Below are 3,697 nucleotides of genomic sequence, written 5' to 3' on the forward strand. Positions count from 1 at the left end.
CCGATACTCCGCATGGACTCCCTCCTCCGCCTTGCGATGCACGCACTCCGACGCCGCGCGCTGATCCGACGTGATCCGAAAGAGAGCCCCTAGTCGCACCTCCTCGCCGTAGTGCCCCAGGACGTCCAACGACTCGGCGGCGACGAGTTGACGGGCATGGTCGCACTCGCGGCGCCAGGCCGCGAAGGCCTCGTCCGGGTCGGCGGTGTCGGCGTCGACATTCGGCCGACCCGACCCGACCCGACCCGACCCGACCCGCCGTCCTAGTGCTGCTCTGCGGAAGTTCGTGGAGGGGTGTTGATCAGGCTGCCTTGAGTGGGGTGCCCTCGTAGGTCCAGCGGTAGGGCTTGGCGGTCTCGTTGTGGCCGATCACGTAGGCCTCCAGCTTCTCGATCAGGTCGTCGCGGCTGGCGAAGTCGCCATGCCGCACGACTCGGCGGGTCAGGGCGGAAAAGAACAACTCGACCTGATTGAGCCACGAGGTGTGCGGCGGGGTCCACCGGACGTGCCAGCGTGGGTGGGCCGCCAGCCACGCCTTGGTGTGTTTGGCCGTGTGGGACGAGCCGTTGTCGAGCACGACGTGGATCTCACTGCCGGGTGCGATCGCCTGGTCGAGCTGGTTCAGGAACGCGGTGAAGGTCGCCGCGTCGTTGCGGGCGATCACCTCGGTGAGGACCTCGCCGGTGCGAACGTCGAGCGCGGCCACGAGGGAAACCGTGCCGTGGCGCCGGTACTCGAACTCCCGCCTGGCCGGCTCGCCGGGGCGTGCGGAACGCCCGGGATAGCGGCGCGAGCGGGCCGCGACCGCGGTCTTCTCGTCGATCGAGAGCACTACCGAGCCCTCGGGCGGATTCAGGTAGAGGGCGCACACCTCGGCGGCCCGCTGCCAGAAGTCGGGAGTGTCCCGGCGGGTGAGCCAGCCACGGACCTTGTGCGGCTTCAGGTCCAGGCCGGCCAGGATCCTGCCGACCTGGGAGGCGGAGACCGGCGCGAAGCAAGTGTCGGCCACCCGTCGGGCGATGGCGCGGTGCGACCAGGTCGACTCCGGATGCGGTGGCGCGCTGGTGGCAGTGGCCACGATCGCCATGCGGACCTCGGGCCCGTAGGCCTTTGGCCGGCCCGAGCGTTCGGCGTCCCGCAGGCCGCCCAGACCCAGGGTGGCGAACCGGCCCCGCCACTTGCGCACCGTGTTCACGCTGACATCCAGCTCCCGGGCGATCGCGCCATTGGCGAGCCCGTCCGCCGCCGCGAGCACGATGCGCGCCCGCAACACCGCCCGTACTTCGGACTTCGCCGAAGCCGCTGTCCTGTCCAGCCGCTCGCGGACCCCCGTCTCCAGCACCACCGCGACCGCCGTCCCCGCCCGTTGATCACCACGCACGGCCACCGATCATGGCGGGCCGCCGCCGCACCCGGCAGGATGGGCCTGTGCCGAAGAACCCGCCGGAATCGATGCAGCACCACCTGCGCCAGCGCTTGAACCGCCACGCCCGTGAACGCTGGCTGCACGTGGACGCCATCACGGTCCGCTTCCGTGCCGGATTTGCTTACGTCGCCGCCGAGTTGCCCGGTGGCCAGAGCCTTCCACTGTGCCGCCTACGCTTCACCGGCGTACTCCACACCTGGGGATTCTCGCTTTACCTGGCCAGCAACGACAGCTACCGCGACAACTTCCTGCCCAGCGGGCTACCGTCCGGCTCCCCGGAAGAAGCCCTCGACTGCGCAGGCGGCCTCTACCTCAGCGGACTGGCTATCTGATCAACACCCCTCCACGAACTTCCGCAGAGCAGCACTAGTTGTTCAGATCGAACACTGCCGTGACCGGTGCGTGGTCGGACCAGCGCTCGGTGTGGGTGGCGGCCCGCTCGACGTAGGCCTCGACGGCCTTGGCGGCGAGGCCCGGGGTGGCGACCTGGAGGTCGATGCGCCAGCCGGAGTCGTTGTCGAAGGCGCGGCCGCGGTAGGACCACCAGGAGTAGGGGCCGGTGCGGTCGGGGTGGAGGGTGCGGACGACGTCGACGTAGCCGGCTTCGTCGTAGACGCGGGAGAGCCAGGCGCGTTCTTCGGGGAGGAAGCCGGCGGACTTCTGGTTGGCCTTCCAGTTCTTGAGGTCTTCGGGGCGGTGGGCGATGTTCCAGTCGCCGCAGACGACGACCTCGCGGCCGTCGGCGGCGGCGCGGGTGCGGAGGGCGGTGAGGTGGACGAGGAATTCCGCCATGAAGCGTTCCTTCTCGTCCTGGCGTTCGGTGCCGACCTCGCCGGAGGGGAGGTAGAGGCTGGCGACGGTCAGCCCCGGCAGGTCGATCTCGACGTACCTGCCCGTGTTGTCGAACTCCTCGGACCCGAATCCGATGACGGTCCGCTGCGGCTCCTGGCGGGACAGGACGGCGACGCCGGCCCGGCCCTTGGCGACGGAGGGGGCCCAGACCGCGTGCCAGCCGTCGAGGTCGCGCAGTTCGACGGGCAGTTGCTCCGGCTCGGAGCGCACCTCCTGGAGGCAGACCACGTCCGCCTCGGTGCCGGCCAGCCACTCGACGAAGCCCTTCTTGGCTGCCGCCCGGATTCCGTTCACGTTCACACTCGTCACCACGATCACCCGGGCAGCCTACCGAGTGCCGGGGCCTGCGCCGAAGCGTGACGCGCACCGGCCGTGGGATGACGTGAACGCGGCATGAATGTGTGCGACAGTCGCACCAAGCCGCGCCATTGGTCTTGACCATCTCCGGACGATGCCCCTAGGGTCGCTTACTGCAAAGACCTTTAATAAAGAAGGACGGATAAAAGCCCGCTCTCCCACCTGCCGCATCCGCGGACAGCGGGCTCGGGATCCGACCTCCTTACCGCAGGGTGGACAAGCAGGGTGGAGGACACGGTGGGGACGACTGGACAGCTTTCGGCGGTGCCGGAACCGAAGTACTGGCACCTGCGCACGGTGCTGCTGCGGGCCATCGACTCGGAGTTCTCCACCGGCCAGGTCCTGCCCAACGAGCGCGAGCTCTCCGCCCGCTTCGGGGTCGCCCGGGCGACCCTGCGGCAGGCCCTCGACCAGCTGGAGCTGGAGGGCCGCCTGGTGCGCCGCCGGGGGATCGGCACCCTGATCGCCGCCCCGCGGGTCGGCGTCCCGGTCAACCGGCAGGAGGAGGGCTGGCCCGGCGTCGGCCGCAACCACGCGTGGCGGACGGTCGACTGCACCACCGCCCCCGCCCCGGCGCAGCTGGCCAAGGGCCTCGGCATCGCCGAGGGCGCCACCGTGCACACCGTCCGCCGGGTTCGCCTGGTGGAGGGCCGGGCGGTGGCCACCGAGTCGCTGCACGTCCCGGCCGCCGCGCTGCCGCACCTGCCCGGCTTCCGGGCCGAGAGCGACCGGGCCCGCTCGGTGCTGCGCCAGCTGGAGCGGCTGGAGGTGGACGGCGAGTCCCGCGCGGTCGAGCTGGGTGTCGCCGAGGCCGCCGAGGGCGCCCTGCTGGAGCGCCCGCCCGGCTCGCCGGTGCTGGTGATGACCACCCAGTACGCGTCGGCCGGCCGCCTGGTGGCGCTCGCCGTCGCCACCTACCGGGCCGACACCTGCAAGCTGACCTTCGGCTCGACCGGGCTGGTCGAGGTCACCCCGGTGGGGGGGGGGGGCGCGGGGGGCCCCCCGCCCGGAGCACCAAGTACGCGACCCCCCAGGCCCGGGGGCGGAGGGCCCGCCGCCGGG

At 71.3% G+C, this 3,697-nt stretch carries 3 protein-coding genes and 1 pseudogene; 2 read left to right on the forward strand and 2 right to left on the reverse strand.

Going from position 1 to position 3,697, the window contains the following annotated elements:
• Positions 1-301: 301 nt before the first annotated feature.
• Positions 302-1,345 (reverse strand): IS630 family transposase, encoded by a 1,044-nt coding sequence (locus ACFV6I_RS38415; RefSeq protein WP_380430811.1) that lies wholly within the window; start codon positions 1,343-1,345, stop codon positions 302-304.
• Between the two features lie 83 nt (positions 1,346-1,428).
• On the opposite strand from ACFV6I_RS38415, the gene ACFV6I_RS38420 reads away from it, so the two are divergent.
• Positions 1,429-1,758 (forward strand): hypothetical protein, encoded by a 330-nt coding sequence (locus ACFV6I_RS38420; RefSeq protein ID WP_380430814.1) that lies wholly within the window; start codon positions 1,429-1,431, stop codon positions 1,756-1,758.
• A gap of 34 nt (positions 1,759-1,792) precedes the next feature.
• Here the strand turns inward: ACFV6I_RS38420 and ACFV6I_RS38425 are convergent, their stop codons facing one another.
• Positions 1,793-2,587 (reverse strand): exodeoxyribonuclease III, encoded by a 795-nt coding sequence (locus ACFV6I_RS38425; RefSeq protein ID WP_380430816.1) that lies wholly within the window; start codon positions 2,585-2,587, stop codon positions 1,793-1,795.
• Positions 2,588-2,872: 285 nt separating this feature from the next.
• Here ACFV6I_RS38425 and ACFV6I_RS38430 point away from each other — a divergent pair.
• A pseudogene (locus ACFV6I_RS38430) lies at positions 2,873-3,604 on the forward strand (GntR family transcriptional regulator); the annotation flags it as partial.
• Positions 3,605-3,697: the final 93 nt, after the last annotated feature.

Source organism: Kitasatospora sp. NPDC059803, from assembly GCF_042732255.1.
Classification (GTDB): Bacteria; Actinomycetota; Actinomycetes; order Streptomycetales; family Streptomycetaceae; genus Kitasatospora.